Raw genomic sequence first — 15070 nt, forward strand, 5'->3', positions numbered from 1 at the left:
CGCACCGGCTTCATGCACCCGACTCCTGCGCCACCACCAGGCGCATCGTCAGGCCGCGGCCGTCGCCGCCATGGTCGACCAGCGCCACATGGCCGCCGTGCAGTTCCATCACGCGGCGCACGATGTACAGGCCCAGGCCCAGCCCGGCCGGGCCGGCGGGATGCTCGCCGCGGCTGCCGCGCTCGAACAGCCGCTGCGCCAGCGCGGGCGGCACGCCGGGGCCCTGGTCGATGACGTCGATCAGCAGCGCCAGCGGCTCGTCCGAGTCGGACAGCCGCACCGTCACCGAGGCGCCGGCCGGGCTGTACTTCAGCGCGTTGGACAGCAGGTTGCGCAGTGCCAGCCGCATCAGGCTCATGTCCATCGACGCGGTGCGCGTGGTGGTCACGCGGTCCACCACGATGCGCGGGCGCTCGGCCGGCGGCATGTCGCCGATGCACACCGCCACCAGCGTGTCGATGTCGGTGTCCGAGCGCTCGATGGGCCCGGCGCGCGCCAGCAGCGACGCCACCGCCAGCGTGTTGTCGATGCTGGCCAGCACATGGCCCAGCACCGTCTGCGCGCGGGCCAGGCGCTGCGTGGCGACGGTGTCGCCGGCGGCGGCCAGCGCGGTGGCCGCGCCTTGCAGCGCGGCCGAGGCATTGTTCAGCGGCTGGCGCACCTCGTGGGCCATCACGTCCAGCATGCCGCTGCGCTCGCGCAGCAGCGCATCCAGCTCGGCCGCACGGCGTTCCAGCTCCGCACGCAGCGCCTGTTCGCGGGCCAGCTCGGTGCGGCGCTGCTCGCTCTCGGTGATGTCCTGCAGCGCGCCCACCAGCCGCACGGTGCTGCCGCCTTCGGTCTCGGCCTCGCCCACCGCGCGCACCCAGGCCTTGCGGCCATCGGCGGTGGTCAGGCCCAGCTGCAGGTCCCAGGGCGTGCCTTCCTTCAGCGCGTTGTCGATGGCGGCCACGATGTGCGGGCGGTGCGCCGCATCGACGAAGTCCATCGCCTGCTGCAGCGTGGGCGTGCTGCCCGGCGGCACGCCGTGGATGCGGCAGGTCTCGTCGGTCCAGGTGAGCTGGCCGCTGCGCAGGTCCAGCTCCCAGCCACCCACGCGGGCCACGCGGCCGGTGCGGTCCAGCAGCGCGCGGCTGGCACGCAGCGCCCGTTCCGCCTGGCTGCGGGCGGTGACGTCGCGGGCCGCGCAGTACAGCAGGTCCTGGCCGTCGATGTGCACGCCCACGCCCACCACCTCGGCGTCGATCAGGCTGCCATCGCGCTTGCGGTGCTGCGTCACGACCTTGAAGCGCTCGCCGACGCGGAAGTGCCGCATCGTGCGCATCACGGCGCCCTGGCTGAAGCGCACATCCCAGGCGCTGACGTGCATGCCCTGCATCGCCTCGCGCGGATGGCCCAGCATCTGCGCGAAGGAGTCGCTCAGCTCCACCACGCAGCCCTGGCGGTCCAGCACATGGATGCCGTCGCTGGCGGTGAGCATGAGCGCCCGCTGGCGGTGGGCCTCGCGCTGGGCGCGGCCGGCGCTTTCGGCCGCCCGCCGCCAGGCGCGCCACACGAAGAGCGAGGCGGTGCCCAGCGTCAGCACCACCAGCGAGGCCAGCAGCCCCACCAGGGCCACCTCGCGCTGCCAGCCGAGCAGGAAGTCGTCGGTGGCCACGCCCACGATCACCATCAGCGGATAGGGCGTCACCCGCCGGTAGGCATTGATGCGCTCGATGCGGTCCAGCGCGGTGGCGGCCACGTAGCTGCCGCCTTCGGGCGCGGCCTGCAGCGCCTCCAGCAGCTCCGGCGACACGTTGCGCGAGCCGATGGCCGCGGGTGGCTGCGGCGAGCCGGTGCGCCGCGCCACCAGCGCCAGGCGGGCGGTGCGCAGCGTGACGGCATCGCGCGGGCCCAGCGCCACCGTGCCGAGGATGCGTTCGAAGTGGCGCATGTCCAGCCGCGCATGCACCATGCCGTCGAAGCGGCCGTCGCCGCTGCGCAGCCGGCGCGCCACCACCACCGTCCAGCGGCCGTCGGGGCCCTGCTGCTCCGGCTCCGACACCACCACCTCGTCGCCGGTGGCATCGCGCACCTGCACGAAGTAGGGCCGCTCGGCCAGGCTGGCGGGCTCGGGCGCTTGCGGCCCGGGGCGCTGGCGCAGCAGGCCGTCGGCACCGGCCACCTGCAGGCTGTCCAGCTCGGGCACCAGGCGCTGCTGCTCCTCCAGCAGGCGGGCCATGGCCTCGTCGTCCAGCGGGCCCTGCGTGGTGGCCCGCGCATGGGCCAGCACGAAGGAGCGCAGCGCGGTGTCGACGCGGTCCAGGTCGGCGGCCAGCGCATGCTGCATGCCGCCGGCCAGGTTCTGCACCGCGTCCACCGCGCGGCTTTGGTAGGCATTGCGGCTGCTGCGCAGCGCCACCAGCGACAGCGTGGATACCAGCACGCTGGTCATCGCGATCACCAGCACCAGCCAGCGCCAGGCTGCGCGCCGCGGGGGCGGAGACCCGCTGGCCGTAACGGGGCCGCGGTCGGCAGGGGAAGGCAGGGCGGCGGACATCGGCCCGGATTGTGGCCCGCCGGGCCGCAGGCCGCCGGCAGAATGATGGACGACATCATCCAGTAAACTGGAAGCATGAGCGACATCGACATCCATGCCCTGATCGCCCGCCGCGTGCATGCGCTGCGCAGCGCCCGCGGCTACTCGCTGGAGGCGCTGGCCGAGCGCAGCGGCGTGAGCCGCTCCAACATCTCGCTGATCGAGCGGGGCCAGAGCAGCCCCACCGCCGCCGTGCTGGACAAGCTGGCCACCGGCCTGGGCGTCACGCTGGCCTCGCTGTTCGAGCCGGATGCGGCCACCGCGGCGGCCGAGCCGCCTTCCCCGCTGGCCCGCGTGGCCGAGCAGCCGCTGTGGACCGATCCGGCCTCCGGCTACCTGCGGCGCCAGGTGTCGCCCGCGCTGCCCTCGCCGCTGCAGCTGGTGGATGTGGTGTTCCCGGCCGGCCAGCGCGTGGCCTACGAGACCGCAGAGCGCGAGCAGGAGGTGCACCAGCAGGTCTGGATGATCGACGGCCAGATGCAGCTGACGGTGGGCGGCGTGGCCTGGCGGCTGGACAGCGGCGACTGCCTGGCCATGCGGCTGAACCAGCCCATCGTCTACCACAACCCCACGCGCCGGCCGGCGCGCTACCTGGTGGCGCTGGCCACCCTGCCTTTCCACGTTCCCAGGAGAAGTTGATGGATGAACAGGTGACGGTGCGCCGCGTGCAGCCGGCGGACATCGCGGCCTGCGGCGCGGCGCTGGCCGCGCAGCTGGCCGAGGTGCTGATGGACTGCGTGGCCGGTGGCGCCTCGGTGAGCTTCATATCGCCGCTGCCGACCGAACGGGCCCTGGCCTTCTGGCACGGTGTGCTGGAAGGCGCGGCCAGCGGCCGGCGCGCGCTGCTGGTGGCCGAGCGCGCCGGTCGCATCGTGGGCACGGTGCAGCTGGTGCTGGACCTGCCCGACAACCAGCCGCACCGCGCCGATGTGGCGAAGATGCTGGTGCACCGCGGCGCGCGCCGCCAGGGCGTCGCGCAGCGCCTGATGGAAGCGCTGGAGCAGCAGGCGCTGGCCGAGGGCCGCGACGTGCTGGTGCTGGACACGGTGACCGGCGGCGATGCGGAGCGGCTGTACCGGCGCGCCGGCTGGCAGGCCGTGGGCAGCGTGCCGCGTTATGCGCTGATGCCCGACGGCACGCCCTGCGGCACCACCTTCTACTTCAAGCACCTGGCCGCGGCGCGCGGCTGAAGGCCGGCCCGCGCCGACGCGGCCCGGCCAGCCCGGGCGGCGGCACGAACTGCTGCTGGTCCGGCCCCATGCCGGTGGCCACGCCCAGCCGCGCGGCCAGGTGGGCGGCGTCGTAGGGCGCATGCACCTTCACGTCGTTGTCGAAGTAGCAGAACACGTCGCGCCGGGCGCGCCGCGCGGCGGCCCGGGGCGATGCGGTGCGTGCATCCGCCACCTGGGTGCCGTGCCGCCAGGCGTCGATGCGGCGGGCCCAGTCGTCCAGCGCGGCATCGCCGTAGCCGCTGGCATACAGCTCCTGGTCGCCGTGCAGCCGCACATAGACGAAGTCGGCCGTCAGGTCTTCCATCAGGGGCCAGCGGCCGGCGGTGTCGGCCACCACCAGCGCGATGCGGTGCTTGCGCAGCAGCGCCACGAACTCGGCGCAGGCGAAGCTCTCATGCCGGATCTCCACCGCATGGCGCAGCTGCCGGCGCACCGGTGCCTGCAGCAGGCTGCGGCCCTCCAGCCGCTCGTCGTGCTCCTGCGCCAGCAGCGCGGCCTCGTCTGTGCTGCGCGGCAGCAGCTCGAAGAAGGCCTCGAAGCGCTCGGGCTTGAAGATCATCTGCGGCGGAAACTGCCACAGCAACGGCCCCAGCTTGCGACCCAGCGCCAGCACGCCCGAGGCGAAGAAGTTCGCCAGCGGCACCCGCACCTCCTTCAGCCGGCGCATGTGCGTGATGTAGCGCGGACCCTTGACCGAGAACACGAAGTCCTCCGGTGTCTCGTCATGCCATTCCTGGTACGACTCGGGATGCTGCAGCGAGTAGAACGAGCCGTTCAGCTCGATGGTGGGCAGCATGCGCGAGGCGAAGGCCAGCTCCTGCCGCTGCGGCAGCTTGGGCGGATAGAACAGGCCGCGCCAGGGCTCGTAGCGCCAGCCGGAGATGCCGATGAGTGCCTGGCCCGCGGGGGCGGTGGAGGTGGCCATGGTGACCGGTCGGCAATCGGGGTGCCGGCGCGTGCGCCAAAGAAAAAGCGGGCCAGTGGCCCGCTCCGCTGAAGGCGATACCTGCGCGCTCCTAGTGCTGGCGGCGGCGTGCCAACACGCCCACGGCGGCCAGGCCCGCCAGCGCCATGGCCCAGGTGCCGGGCTCGGGCACCGCGGCCACGGCCGACAGCTCACCCACGTAGGCCGTGCCGGCCACGGCGGAGGTGCCGGCCAGGAACAGGTGGTACGTGGTGCCGGCCGACAGCGCGGCATTGCTCAGCGTCCACTGCTCCGAGCCGGTGGCATCGGTGGAGGTCTGCACGAAGTTGTACAGGGTGGTGCTGCCGTTGGTGACGTAGATCGACGAGAAGTCGATGTCCCGGCTGCCGTTGAGGCTGGTGGTGAAGCTGCCGCTGAAGCCGGATTGCGCGAACGGCACCTCGAAGGTGTATTCGTCGACGAAGCTGCCGGCGGCGGGCTTGCTGAACAGCCAGGCCGTGTTGTCGGCGTCGAAGGCCAGTGCGGTGGGGGCCGCCAGGGCGGCGGCGCCGCTGAAGGCCAACAGGGCCGCGATCAAGGTTTTTTTCATGAGGTTCCTCGAGATGGATGGGACATGCCGACAAGCCGGAACGGCGCCTGGCGGCACGCGGCGGATTCTGGGCAGTGGCCGCCGCAACAGCGCCCCCCCGACGAGGGGAGGGCACTGCCATGTGACCCATCTCACGAGGCAACCTGGGCGTGGCGGCGAATATTTGCCGTCAAGTCGGCATGCCCGCCACAGCCCCTCAGCCTGCGCGGCGGCGGCTCAGCCAGCCGATGGCGCCCAGGCCGGCCAGGGCCAGGGCCCAGGTACCGGGTTCCGGCACCGACGACACCACCGACAGCTCGCCGGTGTAGAGCGTGCCGCGCAGCGCGGAGCTGCCTTCCAGGAACAGGTGGTAGCCCACGCCCGAGGTCAGGGTGGCGTTGTTCAGCGTCCATTGCTCCGAGCCGGTGGCGTCGGTGGAGGTCTGCACGAAGTCGAACAGCTTGGCCGCGCCGTCGGTGATGTAGATGCGGCTGAAGTCGATGTCCTTGTTGCCCAGCAGGCTGGTGGTGAAGCTGCCGCTGAAGCCGGTGTGGGCGTAGGGCACTTCGAACACGTACTCGTCGACGAAGCTGCCGGCGGCAGGCTTGTTCCACAGCACGGCGGCGCCGTCGGAATCGAAGGCCAGCGAGATGGGCGCGGCGGTGGCGGCGAAGGTGGCGCCCAGGGCGAGGGCGGCGGCGATCAGGGTCTTCTTCATGGCGGCGTGACTTCCGTGGCGTGCCGCACGACCCGGACATCGGGGTTGGCGGCGAAGGCGCGATGGTGGGACCGCCTCCCTCTTCGGTGGGCCACCGGAAGAGGGGGTGGCCCCCGCCGCACGGCGCCGCGGTGTGACACCGGTCACGCCCGCGGCGCTTGCCTACGGAAAGTTGCGCACCGCGATTGGTGTGGCCGCAACAAAGGCCGGGTCGCTGCTCACCAGCACCGGCGTGGCTTCGCTGGCGCGCTCGGCGGTGTTGCCCGCGAAGGTGAACCACTCGCAGAACACCTGGGCCAGCGCGCGGCGGCCGCGCGGCCGAATGCGGAAGAAGTTGTTGCTGAACTGCGTGGCCGCCGCGCTCACCGAATGGCCCAGCCCGTCGCCGTGCGAGCCGAACCAGTTGCCTTCGATCACTGCATGGCTGAAGGCCTGCCGCTGCGCGCGCGGGTCGGCGCCGTAGTCGGGCACCAGGCACCACAGCCGTTCGATGGCGTTGCCACGGCACTGCAGCCGGCCACCCGTGCCGCCCGGTGCCAGGCTCTGCTTCTGGAACTGGGTGTCGGGATCGACGCCGGTGCGCTCGGACGTGGCACCGCTGCCGGGCAGCGCCAGCCCGCCCAGCATCACCACGTCGCCCAGGATCTGGTTGTCGCCCAGCGTCACGTCGGTCTGCGTCGAGTGGACCGCCAGCGCAATGTCGGCGCGGATGCGCAGCAGCACGGGCAGCAGGCCCGCGTGCAGCGCCTCGGCCAGCGCGGCACGCGGTGGGGTGTCCTGCTGCTGCAGCAGCTCCTCGAGCGGCGGGCCGCCGCGGCCCAGCCGGGGCGTCGGCAGCACCCCCACGCGGGCCGAAGACCGCAGGCCGGCCAGCGCGGACGGCGCGTCTGCCGGCGCAGCGGTGGAAGGCGCGGCGGCGGAGGGCGCGGCGGTGGAGGGCGTTTCCGCCGGCTGCCGCCGGCGGCGCTCGGCCGGGCTGCGCGGGGGCGGCCGGTCCGCGTCGGCTTCGGCGGCCTTCAGCACCTGCTGCAGCCCGGATGCGGCCTGGCGGCGTTCTTCCACCTTCAAGGCCTGCAGCCGGTCCAGCAGCCGCTCCAGCTCCCGCGGGGCGTCGTCCGGCCCGTCCGGCTTGGCGGCCGCGGCCAGCCAGCCCTGCATCTGGCGGCCCAGCGCGGCATCGCCCAGCAGTGCCGGATCGGCCAGCAGCTCGATGGCCGGCGAACGCTGCAGCCACCAGGCCTGCAAGGTGCTGCCGCTGCAGGCGAGCCGCGCCAGCGGCGCCTCGTCGGTGCCGGCCAGCAGCAGCGGCAGCGGCTGCGGCGCCTGCCCGCCGGTGCGGTTGACCTCGCAACCGCTGGCGCTGGCCTGGCCACCGGCCAACTGCAGCTGGCCCGCGCCCAGCACCTGCACGCCGACGTCCTTCAGCACCAGCTGGTCGGCGGCCAGCAGCAGCACCACGTCGTCCAGCACCCAGCGGCTGCGCGACGGGCCGGCGCCGTGCAGTCGCAGGCTGCGCTTGCCTTTCAGGCCCAGCGGCTTGCGGAAGCGATGTTCACCCGGCAGCAGGCACAGCGCCAGGTCGGTCTCGGCCTCGTCGGCCGCGAAGCGTTCCAGCCGGTCGGGCAGCTCGCCGGGGCCGATGACTTCCTCGCAGCGCAGCCGGCACAGCAGGTCCAGCGCCTGCTGCACCGTGGTGGCGCCCAGCGCCTGCAGCGGGCTGCACTGCGAGGGCTCGTACGCCACCTCGGCCGCCACCGACAGCCCCGCGTTGAAGCGCACCGGCAGCTGCACCGGCTGGCTGGCCGCATCCAGCAGCCGCGCTTCCACCACCTGGGGCCCGGCCATGCCCGAGAGTGCCCAGCGGCACGAGGCCACGCCGTCCGCGCCGGTGGGCACCGTGACCGTGGGGCCGGTGCTGTCGAGCTGGCCGCCACCGGCGATGACGCTGAAGCGCACCCGCGCGTCGGCCACCGGCGTGGGCCCGCGGGCCACGCCCACCCGCAGCGGCTGCGGCAGCAGGGCCAGGCCGCCGGGCGAAGGCATCACCTCCTGCCCGTCGCCGCTGAGGTAGAAGAAGCTGGCCAGCGCGCACAGCGCATCCAGCGCTTCCTGCACGTTTTTCGCGCCGCTGAGGTGGTCGCAGCCGCCGGGCTCGTAGGCCACCGCGCGGGCGCGGCTGAGGCTGGCGCTGAAGGTCACCGGCAAATGCATGGGCTGGCCGCCGGCATCCAGCAGCGTGGCTGCCACCTGCTGGCTCTGCACCGGTGCGGCGGCGGCCCAGCCCAGCTCCCAGGGCAGGGTGGCGACGCCGGCGGCATCGGTGAGCACCGTCAGGCTGGCGGCGGCGCCATTGAGCCGGCCGCCGCCCGACAGCACCGAAAAGCGCACCGGCGCGCCCGCCACCGGCGTGCTGCCGTTGGCCGCGCCCACCTTCAGCGGCTGCAGCAGCGGCACGAAGGCAGCGGCCTGCGCCGGGTCGGCCGGTGCGGCCTCCTGGCCGTCGCCGCTGAGGTAGTAGAAGCTGGTCAGCCGCGTGAGCGGTGGAAAGAGGCGCCGGCAATCGTCGATGCGCGTCCAGGCGGCGCCGTCGAAGTGCATCACCGCCAGCCGCGCATGGCGGTGCTCGATGCCCTGCGGCGGGCGCTCCTGAGGCACGCCGCCGGGGCGCGGCCAGTCGATGTCGGCGGTGGCGACGCGGGCCGGGATCAGCCAGTGGTCGCCGGTGCGGTAGCTGCCGGCGGTCAGGCGCATCTGCACGCCGTCCTCCAGGTCCAGCCACTGGTCGTTGGTGGGCAGCAGCATGCCGTTGCCGTCCCAGCGGCGCACACGCGGCCGGCTGCCGAAGGCCGCCAGCGTGGTGGGCTCGCCATTGGCGGTGGGCAGGTCCAGCGTGAGGCGCAGGCCGTCCACCGCGGCCAGGCGCACCAGGGTGCCGGGCTCGGCGCGCAGCTCGCGTGCATCGTCGATCAGCTCCACCCACTGGCCGGGCGCAAAGGCCAGCATGCGGTCGCGGCCCTCGCTGGCCACCGTGATGTCCGGGCCGGCCTGGGCCACCCAGGCACTGGCCACCGCGCCGTTGTCGCGCGACCACTTGAAGGTGGCGGTGCCCCGGTTGCCGCTGCGGTGCACCTCCACCCGGTAGAGCTGGTTCTCCAGCCGGCGGTAGCCGGCATCGGCCGGCACCACGCAGGGCGAATCGGCGCTGGTGCCGGGCTCGGCGCGCGCGGCCAGCCGGCCGGTGGGCGGTGCGATGGCGGCGATCCAGGCGGCCGGCGTGCTGCTGCAGTCCATCGCCGCGCCGCTGTCGGCCACGCGCAGCAGCCGCAGCTGCCACACCGTGCGCAGCCGGGTGGTGGTGTCGGGCCCGCCCAGGGCCACTTCGCGCAGGGCCGGCGCCTCCAGCGCGGTGATGTGGCGCTGCCAGACGTCCAGCCAGGCGATGTAGATGCCGGCACTGGCGGGCAGCGGCGCGCCGGGCAGGTCGGGCTGGTCGGCGTAACGCACGATGCGTTCGTTCTCAACCAGCCAGCCGCCCACGTAGCCGCGGCCGGCGGTGATGAGGAAATCGCCTGCCGTGGCCAGGGCCGGCGGCGAGGCATTGCCGGGCCGGCCCGCCTCGGCCGCGGTGAGCGCGGCGGCCGCGGCCACCGGCCGGAAGCCGTCGTGGTCCATCGGCATGCCGGCCATGCCCACGGTGTCGATGCACTCGGTCTCGGTGCGGTAGGCCTGCAGGTCGGCCTGCTCGTTCCAGTCGGCATCCAGCTGCACACGGCCCTGCTGCATGCGCACGCTGCTGTAGTGCTGGCGACGGTCGAAGGTCAAGCGGGTGAAGTCGCCCTTCATGGCATCAAGTCCTGGTTGTCAGCTGGCATGGGTGAGGCCGGCTTCCATGCCGAAGCGCAGGTACTGCCCGACCTGCCCCAGGGCATTGGCCGCGCGGTGCGCCTGCAGCAGGAAGTGCCAGGCCCCCATCTCGTTGCCGTCGTCGGCGCCGGTGGTGATCTCGGCCGCGCACTGCGCCGAGAGCTGCGCATGGGCGGCGTCGCCCCAGCGCAGCGTGGTGAAGGTGGGCCGCAGCCGGGCCTCGATGGCGGCCGGGTCGGCGGTGGGGTCGATGGCCACCGCGGCCTCGATGGCCAGCGCCGGCTGGCAGCGGTAGGGCCGCGGCACACTGGAATCGCGGCTGACGAAGCTATAGCGCACGCAGCCCTCCTGCAGCCGGGCGGTGTGCACGGTGGCGGAGAACAGGGTGTTCTCGGCGCACAGCCGGTCCAGCATGCAGCGGCCGACGATGGTGCAGGCGCTGGCCTCCAGCGGCGCGGCGTCGACGCGGACGGCCTCGGGCTCGGCCTGCACGATGCTGTCGGCCAACCCCACGCCATCGGCCGCGGCCGTCACCTCGATGCGGCCGAGCAGGCAGCGCTGGGCCTGCAGCCGCAGGTGGCGGTTGTCGCCGCCGGCCATCAGCGCGGTGCCGGCAGCGGGCATCACCGTGCAATGCGACAGCTGCAGCCGCGCCAGGTTGCCGTCGGCGACCGTGATGCTGCCTTCGATCAGCAGGCCGTCCAGCCACAGCTCGCCGGCCGCGGGCTCGTCGGCCGCGGCGGTGCCGGTGACGGTGAAGTGGCCGCGCAGCGCCGCCCGCCGCAGGCCGCCGTCGATGCGGCCGGGCCGGCGCTCCAGCTGCCCCGGCAGGCCACCGGCCACCGGCAGCGCCGGCCAGTCGGCCGCGGCGATGGTGAGCCGGCTGCCGGCGGGCAGGCGCGGTGCGTGCGCGGCACTCCAGTCCTCTTCCCAAAGGGCGTTGTCCATCAGCGTGATCAGGCCCACGGTGCCGGCGGGCTGCAGGTTCCAGGCGTCGATGGCCTCGGCCAGCGTGGCCACCAGCTCGCCGCCGATGGCCGCCTGCTGGCGCGACACGCCCAGCTGCCAGCCGACCGGCCGGGCCAGCGCCTCGTCCAGCGTGCGGCGGCGGTCGTAGGGGCCGCCGCCCAGGTCGCCGGGAAAGCCGAAGTTCCAGTCCACCTGCACCGCGGCGCCGGCCCGCGCAGGCGCCAGCACCAGCCGGCCCAGCTGCGGATCGAAGGCCGCGGCGATGGGCCAGGCCACCGGCGTGACGGCGCCGCCCGGCCCGCTGAGCGCTACGTCCACGCTGTCGGGCGGCGCCTGCCAGCTGCCCAGGTGGCACACGCAGAGCTGGTCGGGCGGCACGGCCACGCCGTCCAGCCGCAGCACCAGGGGCGGCTGGCCGGTGGCCTCGTCGAACCAGGCCGGCTGCAGCGGCCGGCCGTTGACCAGCGCCAGCCGGCGCGCCTGCAGCTCGGCATGCAGCGCCAGGCGCGACAAGGGCATCGGCAGATCGGCCTCGGTGGTGGCGTGCTCCACCGCGGCCTCGGTGCGCGGCGGGTTGAACATCGGCAGGTCGCGGCCGGCGGCGTCCAGCCAGTAGCTGCCGGGCTGCGGGCCGGGCCGCGGCTCGGCGCGCAGCAGGCGGTAGCTGCGCAGCCGCCAGGCGAACAGCGCGACGTTGGGCAGGTTCCAGCGCCCGCGCTGCAGCGCGATGCGGCGCACGTCCACGCCGTGCGGCGCCGGGTCGAAGGCGCCGCCCAGGCCTTCCAGCCGCAGCGCGCTGCGCACGTCCAGCGTGCCCGGCGCCTGCAGCCGCACATGGTTCAGGTGCTGCGTGGTGGCCAGCTGCAGGAAGGCTTCGGCGGCCTTGGTCGGCCAGCCGGCGCTGTCGAGCACCAGCTGCTCCAGCACCGGCACCGTGCCCTTGCGGCGGCGGTAGGCCAGCACGTTGGCCACCAGCGCGCGGCGGCTGTAGGGCAGCTCGCTGCCCAGCTCGCGCAGGCCGCGCACGCCCACCAGCTCGCCGATGTAGGGCACCACCCATTCGGCGCAGGTCTCGATGAAGTGGTCGTCATGCAGCTGCTCGATGTCTTCCTGCACCAGCGCGCCCTGCGCGGCCATCACCTCCAGCAGCGCCCGCAGCGCGCCGCCGCCACGCTCGTCGCGCAGGCGGTGGATGGCGGGCAGCAGCTGCCACAGGCTGTCGGTGTCCAGGGCCATCACGGCATCTCCGTCAGTTGCAAGGCTGCCTCGTCGATCAGCAGCAGCTGCGCCGGCAGCACCGCCGCGCCGGCGGCATTCCAGCGGGCGGGCAGGGCATCCAGGCGCGGCGCGGCCAGCGGATCGCGGCCGTCCAGCCGGCGCAGGGCCACGCCCACCACGCCGGGCACCGCATGCAGCAGCGCGACCAGCTCGGCCACATGGGTTCCCTGCGCGAAGGGCCGCTGCGCGAAGCCGAAGGCCGCCAACAGCGCGGCCCGGCAGGCGGCCAGCACGGTGGCGGCCAGGTGCTCGGGCGCCACCTGCACCGCCGCCTCCAGCGAGAAGCGGCGCAGCTCGTAGCCGCCCACGGCGATCTGCTGGGCGGCCGGCCGCGCGGCATCGATGGCGCTGCGCAGCGCCTGCGCAGTGGGACCGGCCGCATCCAGCGGCGTGCCGTCGGCGGCGGCCAGGCTGAGGTGGATCATGCGGCGCTGCCCGTTCCACAGTACCGCGGCGCGGGCCTTGCCGATGCCGGCATAGGTGCGGGCGAAGTCCTCCGCGTCCTGCACCGAGACCACGCGGTCCAGCGTCAACACCGTCAGCGGTGCGTTGGCACGGGCGCCGTCCAGCGTCTCGGGGTCCTGCGCGCCGGTGGCGGGCAGCGGATTGACGGCGGCCTTCAGGCCCAGGGGTCGGCTCATCAGCAGCGTGAGCTGGCCGGCGCGCACCTGGCCGGCCAGGCCGGTGCCCACGCGGTAGCCGGCGGTGACGTTGTCGCGCCCGGTGGGCAGGCGGGCGCCGTGCACGCCATCGCCGAACTGCACCACCGCCGTGCCGTCGTCGGCATGGCGCAGGCTGTACACCCGCGCGTCGGGCGGCTGGCCGTACAGCGTGGGCACCGGCTGCCACAGCAGGCCGTCCACCCGCACCGCCACCGTGCTGCGGGCGCCGCCGGGCGCGGTGGGGTCGCTCACATACGTGACCGGCTTCTGCTGCAGCGCAAAGGCCTGCATCGGCACCGCGTGCTGCCCGCTGCCCAGCGGCTCCGCGCCACCTGCACCCAGCGCCACGCTGCCCGGCACTACCACGGTGGCGCCATGGGTGGCGGGGACCACATTGGCCTGCACGACGAAGCCGCCGCGCTGGTACACACCCGCCATCGGCGCGTGCAGCACCAGCACGGTGGCGCCGTCGGGCGTGGTCTCGGTGCGCAGCAGCTCGGCGGCTTCGGCGGCCAGGGCCAGCGGGTCCGGCGGGCTGAAGCCTTCGGGCGGCGGATCTTCCAGCGGCAGCAGTTCGTCGGCGGCCACGTCCAGGCTGCCGGCAAAACCGTCGGCCTCATCCACAAGCGGCCAGCGGGCGCGGCCGTCGGGCAGCGGCTGCGGTGGGCCCGCCACGGCCAGCACCTGGCCCTCGACCAGCGTGCGGCGGGCGCCCGAGGCGGCCACCAGCACCAGCGGGCGCAGCGTCTGCAGGGTGCGGGTGCTGCCCGAGCGGCTGCGCCATTGCCGCGGCGCCACCTGCAGCTGGCGCAGCGGCCGGCCGCGCAGCAGCAGCTGGCGGCCGGGCATCAGGCCGTCCACCGGGCCTTGCAGCTCGATGCGGTCGCCCCACACCGCATCAGGCACCGGCGCCTCGGCGAGCGCCAGCGGCTGGCTGGCGGCATGCACTACGGTCTCGCGCAGGCCGAACCAGCCCAGGTGCTCGCGCGTGTCGACGAAGACCTGCGTGGTCTTGGCGGTGAGGGTGAAGTCGGTGCGGGCGCCGCTGCGCACGCGCACCACGCGGTACAGCTCCTCGTAGCTGGCCTTCTCGAGCCGCAGCCAGCTGCCTTCGAGGATGTCGGTGTAGGGCGCGTCGAGGTCGATGCGCTGCTCGGCCGTGGTGGTGATCTCGAAGCCCGGCCATTCGGTGGCAGCTTCAGGCACGCCGAAGCCGGCGCGTGTGGTCTCGGGCATGCCGCGCAGGTCGGGCGCGTTGTGGCCGAACAGCGCGGCGCGGCGGCGGAACACGAAGACCTCGGGCTGCGCCTCGGGATTCATTTCCGGCGCCGAATGGCCCAGCGCATCGGCCCACTGCACCTCGGTCACGCCCGCGGCGGCATGTTCGGTCACGGCCTGCAGGCGCCGCGCGTCCCAGCTTTCGCTGCCCGCGAAAGCCAGCCGCCGCGGGCCGACGAACAGCAGCACGTCGCCCGGCTGCAGGTGCAGCCTGGTGCCGGCCAGCCAGGCGCGGGTGCTGCGCCGGCTGAAGACCTGCGGCCGGCGGGTGCGGGCGGGCATGGCATTGAAGGCGATGCGGCCTTCCAGCGCCTCCACGGTCTCGAAGGTCTGCGGCAGCTCGCCGGGGCCGGGTGTGCTCTGCACCTTCAGGCCGGGTGCCAGCAGCACCGGCTCCTGCAGGCCGGGCGCGGCTTCCAGCGTGCAGGCCAGCAGCGTGCCGGCGGCCACGCCGGGCTGCAGCTCGTAGCCGATGGCGCGGGCCAGCTCCAGCACCGAGCGGCGCTCGTGCGCGGTGCCGAGGTAGGCCTCGTCGTTGATGCGCTCCTGGTAGAAGGTGATCACGTCCAGCGCGGCGGCCCAGGCGTCGATCAGCGCCACGGTGGCATCGGCATCGTCGCGCGCGGCCAGGGCGGCCAGTGCGGGTGTCTGGGCCAGCTGCTCCAGCATCGCCTGCTTGAAGCGGCCCTGGGTGCCGATGCGGCGCGAGAGCGCCTTCAGGCCCGGGCGGTTGTTGATGGGCCGGGGTGTGGGCTCGATGCGGATGCCGCACGGCGCGTCGTCATCGGTAAAGCAGCTCATGTCGGCCCCTCGCCCGGCGGGTACGCCGGTCGATCCCCCGGGGGGATGGCGGGCCGGCTTGGGGCGGCCCGGCGCTCGGCCCGCAGGCCCGGCGGCCCCTCGCCCGGCGGGTACGCCGGTCGATCCCCCGGGGGGATGGCGGGCCGGCTTGGGGCGGCCCGGCGCTCGGCCCGCGCTGGTTGGAGTGGCTGTCGGTT

At 74.2% G+C, this 15070-nt stretch carries 9 protein-coding genes; 2 read left to right on the forward strand and 7 right to left on the reverse strand.

Translation table 11 applies throughout. The features are described 5' to 3' along the window. Positions 1-10: 10 nt before the first annotated feature. Entirely contained in the window at positions 11-2539 is a 2529-nt protein-coding gene (locus tag VO99_RS28870) for an ATP-binding protein (protein ID WP_198156959.1), read from the reverse strand. Positions 2540-2614: 75 nt separating this feature from the next. Here VO99_RS28870 and VO99_RS15585 point away from each other — a divergent pair, with 75 nt between their 5' ends. Next, positions 2615-3217, forward strand: a complete 603-nt coding sequence (locus tag VO99_RS15585; RefSeq protein ID WP_375136397.1) for a helix-turn-helix domain-containing protein — start codon at positions 2615-2617, stop codon at positions 3215-3217. Further along, a complete protein-coding gene (locus VO99_RS15590; RefSeq protein ID WP_046113786.1) occupies positions 3217-3768 on the forward strand; it encodes a GNAT family N-acetyltransferase in 552 nt (183 codons plus the stop codon). The genes VO99_RS15585 and VO99_RS15590 overlap by 1 nt, the downstream gene beginning before the upstream one ends. Here the strand turns inward: VO99_RS15590 and VO99_RS15595 are convergent. The 6 genes from VO99_RS15595 to VO99_RS15620 form a co-directional block, all read right to left on the reverse strand. Then, positions 3740-4735 (reverse strand): DUF72 domain-containing protein, encoded by a 996-nt coding sequence (locus VO99_RS15595; RefSeq protein ID WP_046113787.1) that lies wholly within the window; start codon positions 4733-4735, stop codon positions 3740-3742. The two genes, VO99_RS15590 and VO99_RS15595, sit on opposite strands and share 29 nt — an antisense overlap. Positions 4736-4826: 91 nt before the next feature. Continuing rightward, entirely contained in the window at positions 4827-5324 is a 498-nt protein-coding gene (locus tag VO99_RS28875) for an FxDxF family PEP-CTERM protein (protein ID WP_083440633.1), read from the reverse strand. Between the two features lie 196 nt (positions 5325-5520). Further along, positions 5521-6021: an FxDxF family PEP-CTERM protein gene (locus tag VO99_RS28880; RefSeq protein ID WP_052736367.1), complete on the reverse strand. Its 501-nt coding sequence runs from the start codon at positions 6019-6021 to the stop codon at positions 5521-5523. Between the two features lie 162 nt (positions 6022-6183). After that, positions 6184-9864: an Ig-like domain-containing protein gene (locus VO99_RS28885; protein ID WP_052736368.1), complete on the reverse strand. Its 3681-nt coding sequence runs from the start codon at positions 9862-9864 to the stop codon at positions 6184-6186. Between the two features lie 18 nt (positions 9865-9882). After that, the gene (locus tag VO99_RS15615) at positions 9883-12090 is read right to left on the reverse strand and encodes a hypothetical protein (RefSeq protein WP_046113788.1); all 2208 of its coding nucleotides are present in this window, start codon (positions 12088-12090) and stop codon (positions 9883-9885) included. Beyond that, the gene (locus VO99_RS15620) at positions 12090-14873 is read right to left on the reverse strand and encodes a putative baseplate assembly protein (RefSeq protein WP_046113789.1); all 2784 of its coding nucleotides are present in this window, start codon (positions 14871-14873) and stop codon (positions 12090-12092) included. The genes VO99_RS15615 and VO99_RS15620 overlap by 1 nt, the downstream gene beginning before the upstream one ends. Positions 14874-15070: the final 197 nt, after the last annotated feature.

It is taken from the genome of Aquincola tertiaricarbonis, from assembly GCF_000969605.1.
Lineage (GTDB): Bacteria > Pseudomonadota > Gammaproteobacteria > Burkholderiales > Burkholderiaceae_C > Aquincola > Aquincola tertiaricarbonis.